The 16,133-nt window shown below is 67.4% G+C and carries 12 protein-coding genes; all 12 read right to left on the bottom strand.

Annotated elements, in window-relative coordinates; translation table 11 throughout:
• The coding region (locus tag ACTJJX_RS26340; protein ID WP_034065639.1) for a tetratricopeptide repeat protein at positions 1-392 on the bottom strand (392 nt) is incomplete at its 3' end.
• Between the two features lie 3 nt (positions 393-395).
• Entirely contained in the window at positions 396-2,633 is a 2,238-nt protein-coding gene (gene pldB, locus ACTJJX_RS26345; protein ID WP_016852217.1) for a type VI secrection system-dependent phospholipase D effector PldB, read from the bottom strand.
• On the bottom strand, positions 2,630-5,002 hold the full coding sequence (locus ACTJJX_RS26350) for a type VI secretion system Vgr family protein (protein WP_016852218.1): 2,373 nt from the start codon (positions 5,000-5,002) through the stop codon (positions 2,630-2,632). The genes pldB and ACTJJX_RS26350 overlap by 4 nt, the downstream gene beginning before the upstream one ends.
• 270 nt (positions 5,003-5,272) lie before the next feature.
• A complete protein-coding gene (hutG, locus tag ACTJJX_RS26355; RefSeq protein ID WP_016852219.1) occupies positions 5,273-6,073 on the bottom strand; it encodes an N-formylglutamate deformylase in 801 nt (266 codons plus the stop codon).
• On the bottom strand, positions 6,066-7,274 hold the full coding sequence (hutI, locus tag ACTJJX_RS26360; protein WP_003114456.1) for an imidazolonepropionase: 1,209 nt from the start codon (positions 7,272-7,274) through the stop codon (positions 6,066-6,068). Before hutI ends, hutG begins: the two co-directional genes overlap by 8 nt.
• Positions 7,271-8,803, bottom strand: coding sequence for an HAL/PAL/TAL family ammonia-lyase (locus ACTJJX_RS26365; protein WP_016852220.1), 1,533 nt, complete (start codon positions 8,801-8,803; stop codon positions 7,271-7,273). Before ACTJJX_RS26365 ends, hutI begins: the two co-directional genes overlap by 4 nt.
• Complete coding sequence (locus tag ACTJJX_RS26370) at positions 8,800-9,630, bottom strand: quaternary amine ABC transporter ATP-binding protein (protein ID WP_003101756.1); 831 nt, start codon at positions 9,628-9,630, stop codon at positions 8,800-8,802. Before ACTJJX_RS26370 ends, ACTJJX_RS26365 begins: the two co-directional genes overlap by 4 nt.
• Positions 9,627-10,478, bottom strand: a complete 852-nt coding sequence (locus tag ACTJJX_RS26375) for an ABC transporter permease (protein ID WP_016852221.1) — start codon at positions 10,476-10,478, stop codon at positions 9,627-9,629. Before ACTJJX_RS26375 ends, ACTJJX_RS26370 begins: the two co-directional genes overlap by 4 nt.
• Positions 10,479-10,502: 24 nt before the next feature.
• The gene (locus tag ACTJJX_RS26380; protein ID WP_003095948.1) at positions 10,503-11,471 is read right to left on the bottom strand and encodes an ABC transporter substrate-binding protein; all 969 of its coding nucleotides are present in this window, start codon (positions 11,469-11,471) and stop codon (positions 10,503-10,505) included.
• 117 nt (positions 11,472-11,588) lie between these two features.
• Positions 11,589-12,992, bottom strand: a complete 1,404-nt coding sequence (locus tag ACTJJX_RS26385; protein ID WP_003114460.1) for an amino acid permease — start codon at positions 12,990-12,992, stop codon at positions 11,589-11,591.
• 62 nt (positions 12,993-13,054) lie between these two features.
• Positions 13,055-14,584, bottom strand: a complete 1,530-nt coding sequence (gene hutH, locus ACTJJX_RS26390; protein ID WP_003114461.1) for a histidine ammonia-lyase — start codon at positions 14,582-14,584, stop codon at positions 13,055-13,057.
• A 96-nt stretch (positions 14,585-14,680) separates the two neighbouring features.
• On the bottom strand, positions 14,681-16,123 hold the full coding sequence (locus ACTJJX_RS26395) for a purine-cytosine permease family protein (RefSeq protein ID WP_016852222.1): 1,443 nt from the start codon (positions 16,121-16,123) through the stop codon (positions 14,681-14,683).
• Between the last annotated feature and the right edge of the window lie 10 nt (positions 16,124-16,133).

The raw sequence follows: 16,133 nt of genomic DNA on the forward strand, positions 1-16,133 counted from the left end.
TTGACCCCGGCACGATTACCGATCATTGCCCCCATATTATAGAAACCTTGAGGAATCTTCAGATCGATCATTTTCTGGTAAAGGTCTAGAGCTTTCTGAGTGTCCTTCTCCACACCTCCCGGCCAACCGGTACGATAGAGGTTCGCCAAGTTATGCATGGCCTTCCAGTGGCCACGCTCCACTGCCTTGCTGTAAAGCTCGACGATACGGCCCCAGGGCCGCAGAGTATCGGGCTTGGCCAAGGCGGCTGCTTCGCGGTACCAAGCATCGGCTTGCGAATCCAACGGAGGAAGATGGTCTTTTTCATTAACGCAGACGAATGATTTGCTGTCGGCCATAACGGAAACTCCGAAACTCAGCAGGAAAGTGAACAGATAAATAGAGATACGCATCGCTCAGTCCACCGTAAAATTGGGACTATAGGGTGTGGTGACATCCCAGAACCGCAATAAATGGGTCGTTAGAGATTCACCATTTCGCTGCTGCTTCCAGTTCTTATCCATCTTCTGATTCCACAGCTTGAAGTTTTCTTCGGTCGTTTCGGCCAACTTATAAGCATGTGCCCCCCACAACTCCTCCCGCATCGCCCTCGCCAAATCCGGATTGGGTTGGGCAACCCCCAATTCGCTGTCGCTATGCATGCTGCGGACATTGATATTGGCCGAGCTGAGCAGGGTATAGAGGTCATCCACCAGCAGCAGCTTGGAGTGCACGTAGATGTGCTTGTAGCGCGCCTTCAGCGGCGGCGCCCCGAGGGCGGCCTCGGCTTCGGCGGACATGCGTACTGGCGGCGGGCTGCCGGGGGCGGGGTCGCTGGTGGCCAGGGTGGCGATGACCACCTTGAGGCCGGGCACGTCGGCGAGCTGGTAGGGCTTGTCGTCCTCGCCGGTGTTCTTCGCCAGTTCGGGAATCTCCTGCGCGCCGAGATCGCCGAGGCGTTGCTCGACTTCCGGCGTCACGCCTTTCTCTTCGAGCGCCTCGATCTTGCGCTCCAGCCGTTCGATGTTGTTTTCCTGGCCGCGCCGGACATAGGGATCGGGATGTAGGTTTTCCCTGACCTGCTTCAACTGCTCCCGCTTTTCCCGCAAGTCATGCGCCAGGTCGCGCTGTACCTGCGGCATCAGTTGCTCCTGGCCCAGGCCTTTCATCATGTCGTAGGTGGTCTTCGAGGCGTCGCTGGAGTCGGGGGTGTTGGTCACGACGAACAGGTACAGGTCGCCGGGCACGCCCCGGGCCTTGCGCACCTGCGCAGTCTTCCGCAGGCGCTCGGCGAAGCCGGCATAACGGAAGTACTGGTTTTCCATGTAGACGTAGTCGGTGGCATTGCCCAGGGCCTTGAGATAGTGCTCCAGGATCGAGCGCTCGCCGTCCTGCGGCTGGGTTCGGCAAATCTGCGCGACGCTGTTGCTGGCGGGCGTGGCGATCTTCGGCAGCGGCAAGGCGTCGCGCTCGGCGGTCAGCGATGGCGTCGAGAACCAGCGCTTGTACCACGGCGTCTCGAGGTCCCAGGCCTCGCTGAAGTTGCGGCTGAGGTCGGCCAGCACCGGGCCCTGGACCTGCATGGAGATATCCTGCCAGGGCCCGAACCCGGGATCGCGACCGGCGGCGCGGTCGTCGAACAGGTGGGCGCTGGTGTCCCAGTAGTTGCGGTGCATGTTGTGACCCATGACGAAGCCGATGGCCTGCGGGCTGCCATAGTCGACCAGGACCATCTTCTGGTGATGGCTGGCGAACTGGGTGAGTACCAGCAACTGGCCGATGCCCAGGTCGTCGATGCCATCGGCGCGTAACAGGTGGATCAGGCTTTGCAGCCGCCCGTTGACGAGGCGCACCTGCTCGCCGTTCATCACCGGCCTGGCCGTCTGCTCGAAGTCGCGGGTACGGAACTCGACGTTCTGCAACCCACCGCCGCGTACCGCCTTGAACCAGTCGCGGGTGAATATCTGCCCCCAGGGATCCTGGCGGGTGCCGCCGGAACCGCGCTTGCCGCCGTAGCCCCGGGCCTCGCTGCTGTCGAGAGTGCGCTGGATCTCGGCGTTCTCCGCCTCCAGCTCGGCGATGCGCGCCCGCGCGTGGGCGGCGCCCCGCGGGTCGAAGCTCGGCAGCCTGCCTTCGCGGTGCAGCCGTTCCGAGCGCTCCAGGGCTTCCTGCTGCCGCGCGATGAGGTTGAGGTTATGCTGGCGCCGATGCTCCAGCCGCAGCACCTCGTTGTCCACCGCACTGCCGCTGGCGACGCCCGAGCCCACCCAGGTGCCGCCGGAACCGCCGACGCCGGCCCCGGGGATGGTGTTTTCCTTGAGCCTGGCGAGCTGGTTGCTCCAGACCAGCACCCGCGCCTGCACTCCTTCGCGGCCCTTCGTCTGCAGCAATTCGCCGATTCGCGGTCCGTCGGGGCGTTTGAAGCGCATGGCCGGGTCGAAGCCCCAGGTGATGATGTCGATGCTCTGCCGGGCCGCTTCCATCGCCGCATGCACCGCGTCGAAGGCCGCCTGGCCATTGATCAGCGGCTTGATGTGCACACCCGCGCGCGGCGGGTAGAAGGCCTTGTTGGCGAACCAGTCGAGGGTCAGCCGGACGCTGCCGGCCTGTTGCGCGTATAGCTTGAGGGTCTGCGGTTTGTACAGGTCGCTCATGGCGTGGGGTCATCCTTGTCGGCGGCGCCGGGCCGCGAGGCGTCGCGCCGGTAGGCGTCCGGGGCGGAACGCGGCTTGTGCTGGGGCATTTCCGCCCGGTAGTCGCGGAACCCCTGCTGGGCGAGCCGATCGTCGGCCTGCAGTGCGTCCGGCTGGTCGACCATCTCCACCTCGTAGGCGTGGCCATTGGCGGTCTCGATGCGATAGGTGCGTTCGCCCGGCAGCGGTTCGAAGCTGATTGCGCCGCCTTCGTCGGCGATGCCCTCCTCCTTGAAGGCACCGTTGGCGTAGAGCCGATACGGTTGCCTGGCCGCCGATGGCACGCCGGGCAACGGACTGAGTTCGAAACGCAGGAGTTTCTGCGGCGCTTCGCCGACCTTCTGGGCGATGGCTCCCAACAAGGCGCCTCCCGCCGCCGCGGCGTCGGCCGCGAGCGGTTGCAGCGGCGACAGCGCGCGAACGCCGCTACCGATGCCGGGGCTGCCGCCGCTGTTGATCATCACCTGGGCGCCGTCGAGGGTGACACCGCCCGGGTCGAGCCTGGCGAAGCTGCCACCGCCCTTTAGGGTCAGCTCCATGCCTGCCTCGATCACTACCTTGTCGCCGGCCTTGAAATGGATCTCGTCGCCCGCCTCGACGAACTGGCCGGTGCCGATCCTCAGGTGCAACGCGTCGGCGACGCTGAGGTGGTCGGCCGCCTTCAGTTCGACCTTGCGGTCGGCATGGACCGTGCGCTGTTCCTCGGCCCTGAACTCGCTGTAGCTATCACCCTCGACCGTGTCGTGGCGCTCGTGGCCGACGCGGATCTTCTGGTCGTGCTCGATGTTCTCGTCCCAGTCGCGCTGGGCGTGGACGAAGATCTGTTCCTGGCCCTTGCGGTCCTCGATGCGCAGTTCGTTGAAACCGCCGCCGCCGGGGTAGCTGTCGGTCTTGAAAACGCTGCGGGTCTTGTTCTGCGGCAGCTCGTAGGGCACCCGGTTTTCGCTGTGGTAGAGGCAGCCGGTGACCAGCGGCTGATCCGGATCGCCCTCCAGGAAACCCACCAGGACTTCCATGCCCACCCGCGGGATGGCGACGCCGCCATAGCGCTTGCCCGCCCAGTTGGAGGCGACGCGCAACCAGCAACTGGTGTTGTCGTCGGCCTGGCCGAGGCGATCCCAGAAGAACTGCACCTTGACCCGGCCGTATTGGTCGCAGTGGATGGTCTCGCCGGCGGGGCCGGTCACGACCGCTGTCTGGCAGCCCAGCACGCGTGGCCTGGGATGCTCCAGCGGGGGGCGGAAATGCGCGCTCCAGGGAGTGGCGACGAAATGGTTGCGATAGCCCTGGCGGAAATCGCCCTGGCCCTGCGCGACGTCGCTGTCGATCGACTCTTCCAGTACCTGCGGCTGCCGCCCTTCGTGGAGAACCTCGGTAAGCAGCCAGAGATCGTTCCATTCGCCGCGGGGATGCGCGGACAGCGTCAGGAAGTGTCCGCTGAGCAGCGCCGGTTCGTCGCTTTCGCCCCTGGCCTGTAGGTAGTCGGCGCGATGCCGTTCCAGCGCGCGCCGGCTCAGGTGCTTGCCGCGCTCGCGGTGGGTGAAGCGGCCGGGATAGTCGTAGTCCTCCAGGTCCGGTTGCTGCGCCCCGGGCTGCGGGCCATGGGCGGCCTGCATCTGCAACGCGGGTTGCTCGAAGTCGTAGTCGCGCCGGGTAACCCGGCTGGCACGGGTGTCGAAGCGCACGCCGAAGCGCTTGACCACCGGCTGGTCGGCGACCAGCCCGGCGTCCTGCACGTAGGCGACGGGGCGTTGCAGCCGCGGAAAGGAGGTCTGGTCGTCGCCGAAGACCAGCATATGGCCCTGGGCAGAAAACTCATGGTGGTAATGGATGCCTTCCTCCTCGCAGAGCCTGCTGAGGAACGCCAGGTCGGTTTCGTCGTACTGCGTGCAGTATTCGCGGGCCGGGTACGGCGTCGGGCCCAGCTGGAAGCGGTAGGCGTCGGCGAGAATGCCGTGGCCCTCCAGCACCCGACCGATGATTTCCGGCACGCTGAGGCGCTGGAAGATGCGTTGGTCGCTGCACAGCCCCAGGTAGGCCAGGCGCGGCTCCAGGGTCGCGCGATAGCCGGTCAGGCGCTTGCCGGAGTCCCCCTGGGCGATGCTGGTGAGCTGTCCGTGGACCCCTTGCCCGCTCGGCGAGAGGATCAGGAAGGCCGGCTGGTGCAGCAGCGCGTCGAGGTCCAGATCGGATCGCTCGCTGACCAGCTCCAGGTCGAAGCGAAAGGGCTGGCTGATGGCTTCGCGACCGCGGAAGGCGAGTACCTGGAGGTCGTGCCGGAGGTTTTCGATGCGAAGGCTGAAGTGCGTCTGGTTGGCGGGGGCGAACATTCACTGTCCTCTTGGAAACGCAGCCGTGCGTTCCTGGCGTATTCGGTTCCGGGCGCGACGCGCCTGCGCCCGCGCGATGGAAATGCTGGCCGAGAGGATAGAGGAGAACAGTTGTGCAACTCTTTGCGCACTCGGCCTCCCGGCCGCATCAACGCTGACCTCAATAAATTTGTAACAGAAAATTTCCAGAATGCCGACACGGACGCCCCACCCCATCCGCGGCATTCACGTCCGCCAGGACGGGCCAGGCGTCCGCCGCCTCCGAGCACCTCAGGCGTAGCGCTCGCGACCCCAGGCGAGGAGGCTTTCCAGCAGTTCGCGGATGACTGCGCGGGTCGCTTCGGCGAGGTCCGCGCGGTAAGCGAACGGGGCCTGCTCGTCCATGTAGGTGCACTGCGCCAGCTCCAGCTGGACGGCATGGACGTGCTGCTCCGGCTGGCCGTAGTGGCGGGTGATGTGGCCGCCCTTGAAGCGCCCGTTGAGCACATGGCTGTAGCCTTCGGCGGCAGCGCAGACCGCCTCCAGGCGGGCCGCCAGCGCTGGATCGCAACTGGCGCCGGCGTTGGTGCCGAGATTGAAGTCGGGCAGTCGGCCGTCGAACAGGTGCGGCACGTGGGAACGGATCGAGTGGGCGTCCCAGAGCAGCGCGTAGCCGAACTCGGCCTTCAGCCGCGCCAGTTCCTCGGCGATGGTCCGGTGGTAGGGCGTCCACACTTCGGCCAGGTAGCGCATGCGTTCCTCGGTGGACGGCGCCATGCCTTCGCGGTAGAGCGGCCGGCCGTCGAACAGGGTGTCCGGATACAGGCCGGTAGTGGCGGTGCTGTACAGCGGCTTGTCGTCGGAAGGGCGGTTGAGATCGACCACATAGCGCGAATAGTGGGCAGCCAGGGTGCTGGCGCCCAGTTCCTCGGCGAAATCGTAGAGCCGGGGAATGTGCCAGTCGGTATCGGTCAGCGCCCGCGCCTCCTCCACCAGGCCGGCGTCCACCGCCGGGGTCAGGCGCGTGCCGGGGTGCGGCATGCTGATCAGTAGCGGCACGCGGCCGCGCTTGAAACTCAGGACTTCATCCACGGTATACCTCCTCGGCGTGGCGAATGACGCGTTTCGGCAGATCGCCACCCAGCCAGTAGGCCAGCTCCGCCGGACGCTCGATGTCCCAGGCGACGAAGTCGGCCAGCTTGCCGACCTCCAGGCTGCCGTGGCTGGCTTCCAGCCCCAGCGCCCGGGCGGCGTGCAGGGTGACACCGGCCAGCGTCTCCTCCGGGGTCAGGCGGAACAGGGTACAGGCCATGTTCAGCATCAGGCGCAACGACAGCGCCGGCGAGGTGCCGGGATTGAGATCGCTGGCAATGGCCATGGCCACGCCGTGCCGGCGCAGGGCATCGATCGGCGGCAGCTGGGTCTCGCGCAACAGGTAGAAGGCGCCCGGCAGCAGCACCGCGACGGTGCCCGCCTCGCCCATGGCGCGGGCGTCGTCCTCGGTCATGTACTCCAGGTGGTCGGCCGACAAAGCCCGGTAGCGCGCCGCCAGGCTGGAACCGTGCAGCGAGGATAGCTGCTCGGCGTGCAGCTTCACCGGCAGGCCCAGCTCGCGGGCGGCGATGAATACCCGCTCGACCTGCGCCGGGGAAAACGCCAGGTGCTCGCAGAAGGCGTCCACCGCGTCCACCAGTCCCTCCCCGGCCAGCGCGGGGAGCATCGTCGAGCAGATATGCTCGATGTAGTCGTCGGCGCGCCCGGCGTATTCCGGCGGTAGCGCATGGGCAGCCAGGCAGGTGCTGCGCACGGTCGCCGGCAGGCGTTCGCCGAGGCGGCGGATGACCCGCAGCATCTTGCGTTCGCTGGCCAGGTCGAGGCCGTAGCCGGACTTGATCTCCAGCGCCGTCACGCCGTCGCGCAGCAAGGGCTCCAGGCGCTTGCGCGCGCTGGCCAGCAATTCTTCCTCGCTGGCCTCGCGGGTGGCGCGTACGGTGCTGGCGATACCGCCGCCGGCGGCGGCGATCTCGGCGTAGCTGACGCCCTCCAGGCGCTGCTCGAATTCGCCGCTGCGGTTGCCGCCGAACACCGCGTGGGTGTGGCAGTCGATCAACCCCGGGGTCAGCCAGGCGCCACCGAGGTCGATGCGTTCGGCGTAGTCGCCGGGCGGCAGTTCGGCGCGCGGGCCGATCCAGTGGATCAGCGGACCGTCGGTGACCAGGGCGGCGTCCTCGACGATCGAGTACTTGCCGCCCTTGAGGGTGGCGGCATGGCAATGCTGCCAGAGTCGTTTCATTGCAGGTCTCCTATGCTCGCGGCCAGCCGGGCGAGACTCTTCCGCTCGCCGAGGATGGCCGCCGCGCTGGCGATGTCGGGAGCCAGCCAGCGGTCGGTGTCGTACGCGGGCACGCGCTCGCGCAGGATGCCCCAGGCCGCCGCGGTGCCCTGGCCGAAGCGTTGCGGGGCGAGGAATTCGAAGGCCTGGGCGGCCAGCAGGTACTCGATGGCGAGGATCCGCCGGAGGTTCTCCAGGGCCCTGCCAAGCTTGAGCGCGGCACTGGTGCCGAGGCTCAGGTGGTCCTCCTGGAGCGCCGAGGTGACGAAGTTGTCGACCACCGCCGGCTGCGCCAGCTGGCGGTTCTCGCCGGCCAGGGAGGCGGCGACGTACTGGGTGATCATCATCCCCGAGTTGACTCCCGGCTTGCCCACCAGGAACGCCGGCAGGCCGCTGACCAGCGGGTTGACCAGGCGATCCAGGCGCCGCTCGGCGACCCCGCCCAGCTCGGCCACGGCGATCGCCAGCAGGTCGGCGGCCATCGCCACCGATTCGCCGTGGGGATTGGCCTGGGATACCACCCGGTAGGCCTCCGGCGTACCCAGCAGCAGCGGGTTGTCGGTGGCCGAGTTGAGTTCGGTCTCTATCTGCCGCGCCGCGTGGGCCAACTGGTCACGGCAGGCGCCATGGATCTGCGGTATCGAGCGGATGCTCAGGGCATCCTGGGTGCGGATGCCGCGGGCGCTCTCCAGCACCTGGCTGCCAGCCAGCAAGGCCCGCAGATTGGCGGCGACCCGCTGCATCCCGGGATGCGGCTTGAGCGCAACGATCTCGGCGTCGAACGCCGCCAGTTGGCCGCGCAGGGCCTCGAAGCTCATCGCCCCGATCACGTCGGCCCACTGCGCCAGGCGCTGCGCGTCGTCCAGGGCCAGGCAGGCGAGGCCGGTCATGCACGGCGTGCCGTTGACCAGGCAGAGCCCGTCCTTGGCTCCCAGGCGCACCGTCGCCAGGCCTTCCGCCGCCAACGCGGCGGCGGCCGGCACGACGCTGCCGCGGTAGCTGACCTCGCCGATGCCGAGCAGGGCGATGCCGACGTGCGCCATGTGGGTCAGGTAGCCCACCGAGCCCTGGGCCGGCACCTGCGGGGTAATGCCGTGGTTGAGCAGCGCCAGCAGCCCTTCCACCAGCGAACGGTCGAGCCCGGACTTGCCCTGGCTGTAGTTGGCGACGGCGGCACAGATGATCGCCCGGGTCTGTTCGTCGCGCAGCGGCTCGCCGACCCCGCAGGCATGGCTGAGCAAGGTGTTGCGCGACAGCTCGGCGAGCTGCTCGCCTTCCAGCAGGACGTCGCACAGCGCGCCGAGGCCGGTACTGATGCCGTAGGCACGCTCGCCGTTGGCGACGATACGGCAGACGATGGCGCGGGCGTTGTCGATCCGTGCCCAGGCCGCCGCCGACAGTTCCAGGCGCGCACCGTGCCGGGCCACCGCGACCAGTTCCTGCCAACGCAGCGGGCCGTCGCCGAACACGACGCTCGGTAGGTCGCTCATAGGTTCGCCACCCGCCGCTGGACGAAGCGGTCGACGTAGTCGTCGGCCGGCTGGTGGAGGATTTCCCGTGGCGTGCCGACCTGGATCAGTTGGCCGTCCTTGAGGATCGCGATGCGGTTGCCGATGCGTACCGCCTCGTCGAGGTCGTGGGTGATGAAGACGATGGTCTTGTGCAGGGTTTTCTGCAGTTCCAGCAACTGGTCCTGCATGTCCGCGCGGATCAACGGGTCGAGGGCGCTGAAGGCCTCGTCCATGAGAATGATCTCGGTGTCGGCGGCCAGCGCGCGGGCCAGGCCGACACGCTGGCGCATGCCGCCGGAAAGCTGGTGCGGATAGGACTTCTCGTAGCCCTTCAGGCCCACCGTGGCGATCCAGTGCAGGGCCCGCTCGTGGCACTGCGCCCGGCTTTCGCCGCGAACCTTCAGGCCGTAGGCGACATTGTCGAGCACGCTCTTGTGCGGCAGCAGGCCGAAACTCTGGAACACCATGCTGATCTTGCGCCGGCGGAATTGCCGGAGGGCTTCCATGTCGTAGCGCAGGATGTCCTCGCCATCCACCAGGATCTCGCCGCTGGTGGGGTCGATCAGGCGGTTGAAATGGCGCACCAGGGTCGACTTGCCGGAACCCGACAGGCCCATGATCACGAAGATCTCGCCAGCACCGATGGTCAGCGACAGGTCGTTGACGCCGACCACGCAGCCGGTCTGCGCCAGCACTTCGCCCTTGCTGCGTCCCTGGCGGATAAGGGCCAGCGCGGCATCGGCGCGCGGGCCGAAGATCTTGAACACGTTCTTCACTTCGATCTTGTTCATCTGCGCACCGCTCATTTGCTCGTCTCGTGCCGGGAACGGCCATAGGCCTGGGTGATGCGGTCGATCACCACCGCGAGGATGACGATCGCCAGGCCGGCTTCCAGGCCCTTGCCCACGTTCAGCGTCTGGATGCCCACCAGTACGTCTTCGCCGAGGCCGCGGGCGCCGATCATCGAAGCGATCACCACCATCGACAGGGCCATCATGGTGGTCTGGTTGATCCCCGCCATGATGCTCGGCAGGGCCAGCGGCAACTGCACGCCGAACAGCTGCTGCCAGCGGTTGGCGCCGAAGGCGTTGACCGCCTCCATCACCTCGCTGTCGACCTGGCGGATGCCCAGGTCGGTGAGGCGGATCAGCGGCGGCGCGGCATAGATCACGGTGGCGAAGATCGCCGGCACCTTGCCCAGGCCGAACAACATCAGCACCGGGATCAGGTACACGAAGCTGGGCATGGTCTGCATGATGTCCAGCAGCGGCATCAGCACCGCGCGCAGGCGGTTGCTGCGCGCGGCGAGGATGCCCAGGGGGATGCCGATCAGCACCGAGATTAAGGTCGCCACCAGCATCAGCGCGAGGGTCTGCATCAGCTTGTCCCAGAGGCCGACGGCGCCGACCAGGAACAGCAGGCCGGTAATCACCAGGGTCGGCAGCAGGCGCCGGGTAGCGTGCCAGGCGATCGCCGCGACGATCGCCAGCAACAGCCACCAGGGCGTGGCGCGGAGCAGCCCTTCGAGGTTGACGATGGCCCACAGCAGGGTGTCGGAGATCTTGCGGAACAGGTCGCCGTAGTTGGTCACCAGGGCGTCGACCCAAGCGTTGACCCAGTCGGCGATGGAAAATGTCAGGCGTTCGGGAAACATGGTCTGCTCTCGTCGGTCGTGGGTTCAGAGTGCCGCTTCGATCTTCTTCGCCGCGTCCTCGTCGACCCAGGCGTGCCAGACCTCGGGGTGCTCCTTGAGGAACTCGCGCGCCAGGCGCGCCGCATCGATCCGGTCCTTGGCCATCCGCGCCAGGTCGCTGTTCAGCAGCTCCGCCGGCAGGTTGACCTTCTCCAGCACCGCCACCAGCTCCGGCGCCTGGTCGTGGAAGGTCCGCGACAGGCCGACCTGGATCCTGATGCGCTTGTCGACGCCGGGCCTTTCCTCCAGGCGCACCAGGTCGGCGCGGCCCATCAGCGGCGTCGGCGACCAGTAGTAGAACAGGATAGGCTCGCCGCGCCGATAGCTCGACAGCACCGCCGCGTCCAGTGCCGGGCCGGTGCCCGGACGGAAATTGGTGAACGTCTCTTCCAGGCCGTAGCTTTTCAGCATCTCGCTGTTCTCCAGCTCGCAGGTCCAGCCGGCCGGGCAATTGTAGAAGCGCCCCTTGCCCGGCTCTTCCGGGTCGCGGAAGACCTCGGCGTACTGCGCCAGGTCGGCGATAGAGCGCAGCTTCGGCGCCTTCGCCTCGAGCTTGCGCTGCGGGTCGCCCTCGATCACGTAGCGCGGCACGTACCAGCCCTCCACCGCGCCGACGATGGGTTCGCCGACGCCGACCACCTTGCCGGCCGCGGCAGCCTTGTTCCAGGCGTCGCTGCGGCCGATCCACTCCTCGGCGAAGACCTGGATGTCATTGGTGCTCAGCGCCTGCTCCATGGTGATCGAGTTGCCCGGCAGGCTGTCGGTGGTACAGCCGTAGCCCTTGGCCAGGACGAACTGCATCAGCTCGGTGAGCAGGGTCCCGCTCTCCCAGTTCAGCCCGGCGAACTTCACCGCCTTGCCGGACTCGCACCAGCCTTCCGCCTGGGCGCCCGCCGCGGCGGCGAGCAGGCCGAGGGCACAGAGAACACTCAACATCGACTTCTTGTATCGCATGGTTCGACGCTCCAGATGCACGATTGGGAAAGGCAGTTGGAAAACCTGCGGGCCGCGCCCGGGGGAACGGCCTCGATCGTTGTTATTGGCCGGCGGCTCAGGCCGCCGTCGGTTCCGTCACAGCCCTCCCTGGGCCTGAAGCACGCCATGCGCGGCATCGCCCTTCGGCCTGACCCAGCGCCGGTAGGCGATCACCAGCAAGGCGATCCAGATAGCCCCGACCCACAGGGCCGGGCGGGTGTCCGGGAAATAGCCGAGCACCACGAAGATGAACAGCATGAAGACGATCGCCGCCGCCGGCGCGAATGGCCACAGCGGCACCGGGAACTTCAGCGCGGCGACCTGGCGCGGCCCCATGCGCCGGCGCATGCCGACCTGGGCCAGGAGGATCATCAGCCAGACCCACACGGTGGCGAAGGTGGCGATGGAAGCGATCAACAGGAATACGCTCTGCGGGATCAGGTAGTTCAGCGCCACGCCGAGCAGCAGGGCAACCGCCATCAGCAGCACGGTCATCCACGGCACGCCGTGCCGCGACACCCGCGAGAAGCCGACCGGCGCCTGGCCCTGGCGGGCCATGCCGTAGAGCATGCGACCGGCGCCGAAGATGTCGCTGTTGATCGCCGAAATCGCCGCGGTGATCACCACGACATTGAGGATCGCCGCGGCCGACTCGATCCCCAGGCCGTCGAAGATCTGCACGAAGGGACTGCCGTTGCTGCCGATCTGCTGCCAGGGGAAGATCGCCATCAGCACGAACAGGGTCAGCACGTAGAACAGCAGGATGCGCAGCGGCACCGCATTGATCGCCCGCGGGATCACCCGCTGCGGGTCCTGCGCCTCGCCGGCGGTGATGCCGATGATCTCGATGCCGCCGAAGGCGAATACCACCACCGACAGCGAGGCGACCAGCCCGGCCCAGCCGTTGGGCAGGAAGCCGCCGTGCTGCCACAGGTTGTGCACGCCGGTGGCGGACGTCGCCGCGCCGCCCAGGCTGAAGCCGAAGAACATGATGCCGAGCCCGGCGAGAATCATCGCGACGATGGCGCCGACCTTGACCAGCGACAGCCAGAACTCCAGCTCGCCGAAGACCTTGACATGACAGAGGTTCAGCCCGCCGATGAACAGCACGATGGACAGTACCCAGATCCAGCGCGGCACGTCGGGAAACCAGAACCCCATGTAGATGCCGAACGCGGTGACATCGGCGAGGCAGACGATGATCATCTCGAAAGCGTAGGTCCAGCCGGTGACGAACCCGGCCAAGGGGCCGAGATAGCTGCTGGCGTAATGGCCGAACGAGCCGGACACCGGCTCGTGCACCGCCATCTCGCCGAGCGCGCGCATCACCATGTACACCGCCGCGCCGGCGACCAGGTAGGCCAGCAGCACCGCCGGCCCGGCCATCTGGATGGCCGATGCGGAACCGTAGAACAGGCCGGTGCCGATCGCCGACCCCAGTGCCATGAAACGAATATGACGGGCGTTCAGTCCGCGCCGAAGCCCCGTGTCGTGCGTCATCCCTCGGCTCTCCTCTTGTTGTTCTTGCTGGAGCGCCCCGGCCGAGCGGCCGGGGGCGGGTATCAAAGACTCGGCAACAGCCGGGCCGGCAGCAGCGCGTTCAGGCAACCGCTGGCGAGCAACTGGCTGGCGGCCTCGATATCAGGGGCGAAGAAGCGATCCTCCTGGTAGTACGGCACCTTGTCGCGCAGCAGGCGGCGAGCCTGCTCCAGCTTCGGCGAACTCTTCAGGCCCTCGCGGAAGTCCAGGCCCTGGCAGGCGCCCAGCCACTCCACGGCGAGAATCCCGCGGACGTTCTCGGCCATCGCCCAGAGCCGTTTGCCGGCGTTCGGCGCCATCGACACATGGTCTTCCTGGTTGGCCGAGGTCGGCAGGCTGTCGACGCTGGCCGGATGGGCCAGGGCCTTGTTGTCGCTGGCCAGCGCGGCGGCGGTGACCTGGGCGATCATGAAGCCGGAGTTGACCCCGCCGTTGGCCACCAGGAACGGCGGCAACTGCGACATGTGCATGTCCATCATCAGCGAGATGCGCCGTTCCGACAGCGAACCGATCTCGGCCAACGCCAGGGCCAGGTTGTCGGCGGCCATCGCCACCGGTTCGGCGTGGAAGTTGCCGCCGGAGATCACGTCGCCCTCGGCGGCGAATACCAGCGGGTTGTCGGACACCGCGTTGGCTTCGATCTCCAGCACCTCGGCGGCCTGGCGCATCTGGGTCAGGCAGGCGCCCATCACCTGCGGCTGGCAACGCAGCGAATAGGGGTCCTGGACCTTGTCGCACTTCTCATGGGAACGCGCCACCTCGCTGCTGGCGGTGAGCAGGTCGCGATAGGCCGCGGCCACGTCGATCTGCCCGCGCTGGCCGCGCGCGGCATGGATGCGCGCATCGAACGGCGCCCGCGAACCGAGCATGGCCTCGACGCTGAGCCCGCCGCAGACGGTGGCGGCGGCGAACAGGTCCTCGGCCTCGAACAACCCGCGCAGCGCGTAGGCGGTGGACACCTGGGTGCCATTGAGCAGGGCCAGGCCTTCCTTCGCCGCCAGGGTCAGCGGCTCCAGCCCGGCCACCGCCAGCGCTTCGGCGGCCGGCAGCCACTCACCGCGATGGCGCGCCCGGCTTTCGCCGATCAGCACCAGCGACATGTGCGCCAGCGGCGCCAGGTCGCCGGACGCACCCACCGAGCCTTTCAGCGGGATGTGCGGATAGACCTCGGCGTTGATCAGCGCGATCAGCGCGTCGATCACCTTGCGGCGGATGCCGGAGAACCCGCGCGCCAGGCTGTTCACCTTGAGCAGCATGACCAGCCGCACCATGGCGTCGTCCAGCGCCTCGCCGACGCCGGCGGCATGGGACAGGACGATGGAACGCTGGAGCTTCTCCAGGTCGGCCGGGGAAATCCGCGTCGAGGCCAGCAGGCCGAAGCCGGTGTTGATGCCGTAGGCGGTGCGGCCCTCGGCGATGATGTTCTCGACACAGGCGACGCTGGCGGCGATCGGCGCGTCGGCGCTGGGATCCAGGCTCAGGCGCACGGGGGCCAGGTAGGCTTGGCGCAGGTCGGCCAGGGTCAACTGGCCGGGTTTCAGATGCAGGCTCATCGAAGGCTCCTTGTTCGGTTCGGCGGGCTCGGCAGCGCCGTCCGCCGGCGGCGTTTCATGGGATTGAAGGCGGCCGCGCCGCCCTGGAAATTCGTCTCAGGCCCCGTGCGCGGGATGTTCGAAGGCGCCGGGATCGGCCGGCAGGATCATTCGCGCCGGGGCCTGGCGCGTGGCCTTGCGCCGCGCCACCAGGTAGTAGAGGACCGCCGGCACCAGCAAGCCGATGATCCAGGAGATATCCACGCCGCCGAGGTGCTCGACCATCGGTCCGGTGTACAGCGTGGTCGCCAGGAACGGCATCTGCACCAGCACGCCGAGGGTATAGACGGCGATTCCCGGCAGGTTCCAGCGACCGTAGCGGCCGTCGGGGTCGGCCAGCGCGGGCACGTCATAGCGCTCGCGGGTGATGAAGTAGTAGTCGACCAGGTTCACCGCGCTCCACGGGGTGAAGAAGGTCAGCAGGAACAGGATGAAGGACTTGAACGCAGCGAGGAACGAGTGCTGGCCGAGCAGCGCGATGAGCGTCGAGGCGCCGACGATCGCGAGGACGAAGAACAGGCGTTGCACGCGGGTGATCTCCAGTTGGCCGCGTACGCTGCTGATGATGGTCGCGATGCACATGAAGCTGCCGTAGGAGTTCAGCGTGGAAATGGTCACCTTGCCGAAGGCGATGCTGAAGTAGAGCAGCGCGGCGACGGTCCCGCTGCTGCCCAGGCCGACGATGTAGGCCACCTCGCGGCCGGCGAACTGGCCGTTGGCCAGGGCTGCGGAGAACACCCCGAGGACCATCGAGGCCTGGGCGCCGAGCACCGAGCCGAGGCCGACGGCGAGGAAGGTCTTCCACGACGAGGTGGACGCCGGCAGGTAGCGTGAATAGTCGGCCACGTAGGGGCCGAAGGCGATCTGCCAGGACGCCGCCAGCGACACCGCGAGGAGGAACGAGGCCCAGCTGAAATGGCGGATGGCGAGCAGGTCGCCGATGTCGCTGAGCAGCATCAGGCGGCTGAACAGGTAGGCGAAGGCGATGATGCCGAGGACGCTGGCGATCCGCCCGATGATGTGGATGACGCGATAGCCGAGCACCGTCACCAGGACGATGAAGGCGGCGAAGATGAAGATCCCGGTGCTGTCGCTGAGCCCGGTGAGCTGGCCGATGGCCTGGCCGGAAAGCACCGTGCCGGTGGCGGTGAAGCCCAGGTACATCAGGCACACCAGTGCGATCGGGATGCAGGCGCCGTAGACGCCGAACTGCACCCGGCTGGAAATCATCTGCGGCAGCCCCAGGCGCGGCCCCTGCGCGGCGTGCAGGGCCATCACCGCGCCGCCGAGGAGCTGGCCGATGAGCAGGCCGACCAGCGACCAGAACACGTCGCCGCCGAGGACCACGGCGAGGGCGCCGGTGACGATGGCGGTGATCTGCAGGTTGGCCCCCAGCCAGAGGGTGAACTGGCTGTAGAGGCGGCCGTGGCGCTCGTTCGCCGGGATGTAGTCGATCGAGCGCCGTTCGATCAGTGGCTTGCTGTCGCTGCCCTGGGTCATGCTGCTGTAC

Origin of the sequence: Pseudomonas sp. 22490, assembly GCF_052044465.1 — a bacterium.
In the GTDB taxonomy this organism is placed as follows: domain Bacteria; phylum Pseudomonadota; class Gammaproteobacteria; order Pseudomonadales; family Pseudomonadaceae; genus Pseudomonas; species Pseudomonas aeruginosa.